At 67.6% G+C, this 1,783-nt stretch carries 1 protein-coding gene and 1 pseudogene; one reads left to right on the forward strand and one right to left on the reverse strand.

Annotation, left to right across the window (positions count from 1 at the left end; all coding sequences use genetic code 11):
* Positions 1–281 (forward strand): annotated as a pseudogene (locus VTU_RS0121450) (ferredoxin); the annotation flags it as partial.
* Positions 282–285: 4 nt separating this feature from the next.
* On the opposite strand, the gene VTU_RS0121455 reads toward VTU_RS0121450, so the two are convergent.
* On the reverse strand, positions 286–1,783 hold a 1,498-nt coding region (locus VTU_RS0121455; RefSeq protein ID WP_010108632.1), incomplete at its 5' end, for an Ig-like domain-containing protein.

The following is a 1,783-nucleotide window of genomic DNA, read 5'->3' on the forward strand; positions in this document are numbered from 1 at the left end:
GTTGCACGGGGTGCGAACTGTGCCTCCCGGTATGCCCGGTGGACTGCATCTTGCTGGAGCCGGTCAGCGGCGCGGCCACGGGCTGGGCGGCATGGTCCGCCCCGTTGGCGCAGCAGGCGCGCCAGCGCTATCGCCAGCACCGCGAGCGCGTCGCGCCGGCAGCCGACCCGGCGGACGGCAGCAGCCCCCCCGCCGGGGCAGACAGTCCGGCTGCGCGCAAGGCGGCCATTGCCGCGGCCCTGGAGCGCGCGCGCCGGCAGAGCGAACGGGGTCCGCGCTGAAACGTCAGAACCAGAAGCCGTCAACCTGCATATCGGACGCCTGCCCCGTAAGGGACAGCGGCATGTACGCCGGTGCGTCGGGGACGGTGACGACTCCGTCCGCGCGGCCATCCGCGTCAAACGGACCTCCGTCGGCGACCTGAAAGTCCAGTCTGAGCCGCCCGCCTTCCATTTGCATCTTGCCGCCATAGGGCGCGCTGGCCAGGTTCACCCAAATGCCGGTGTCCGCCTCTTGCACCCAGTTGCCGTTGATGCCCAGCGCCGGGTCCACGTACAGGCTGAAGGTCTCGCTGCTGCCTTGGGCCAGCGTCGTTTCGAAGTGCACGAGTGCGATGGGCGCATCCAGCCCCTGCGACAGCCGGGCCGGCGCATCCTTCTGGTTCAGGTGGATGATGCGGGTGCTGCTGTTTGCGCCCGGCTTGCCGTCCTGGCTGTCGCCAACCAAGGTCACAAAGGTGGTCGGCGCGCCGGTCGGGTTGCCGTCCTCCCCGGGGCTGATCGCGACGCTGATCGAACCCACTGCGATCTGCGCGCTGTCCTTGACGCCGTCTCCGTTGCCGTCGCCGACCACGGGGGGCGCGCCATCGGGGCGCGGGAGACCGGGGGTCCGATTCTCCATGGCACTGGGAACGCTGTCGTTGTCCATGTCCGACGTGTCCGGTTTCGTTGGGCCCGCGGGGGGCTGTGGCTTCGTTGGATCCGCAGGGGACTGAGGCTGCGGCGCGGGCGTGGTGTTGGGCAGGAACAGGGCCGGCACGCTGGCCGCGTCATTGCCTGCTGCGTCCTGTATGGCATTCGTGTCGTTATCGATCGTGGGGTCGGTGTAGGCAACGCTCACCGTTTGGCCGGTGACTACCGCCGTGCTCAGTCCCAGGGTGACGGTCTTGGCCCGGGCATCGACGGTGACGTAGGCAACGGCGTCGGGGACATCATTGACGCGCACCTGAAAGGCAGCGGGGGATGCGAAATGGACCCCGTCCAGGCTCGTTCCTTCGGTGTAGCTGAGCAGCAGTTTGTTGGCGTTCACCGTGGCGCTGAGCAGCACCGGGGCCTTGGTATCGACGGCATAGTTGTCGCTGTTGGCACGACCGGCGCCGGCGCGGCCCACGCCGATGGTATTCGTGCTGTCCTCCACGTTGTCCGTGGGCGTGAAAGTGCTCGTCCAGACCCTGTGGTCGGCGTTGGCCGTGAGCGGACCGAATGTGCCGTTGGCATTTCTGCGCTCAATGTCGTCGATCGAGAAGTCCGGGACCGACTTGCTGAAGCTGAAGGTAACGGTGGTTTCTTCTCCGACGGTGAGGATGGTGTCCCGCAGCGTGATCGTGGCGCTCAGGCCGGTGGTGTCTGCCGGCCGGGTGTCCACGGAGTAGTTGGCGCTGCTGACGCTGCCGACCCCGGGGTTCGGTATGTCGTCGGTGACGCCGGTGAGGTTCAGGCGGATGGTATTCGTCGCGGCGTTGACGTTGTCCGTGGGGGTGAACGTGGAGGTCCAGACGGTTTTG

Source organism: Verminephrobacter aporrectodeae subsp. tuberculatae At4, assembly GCF_000193225.1.
Taxonomy (GTDB): domain Bacteria; phylum Pseudomonadota; class Gammaproteobacteria; order Burkholderiales; family Burkholderiaceae_C; genus Acidovorax; species Acidovorax aporrectodeae.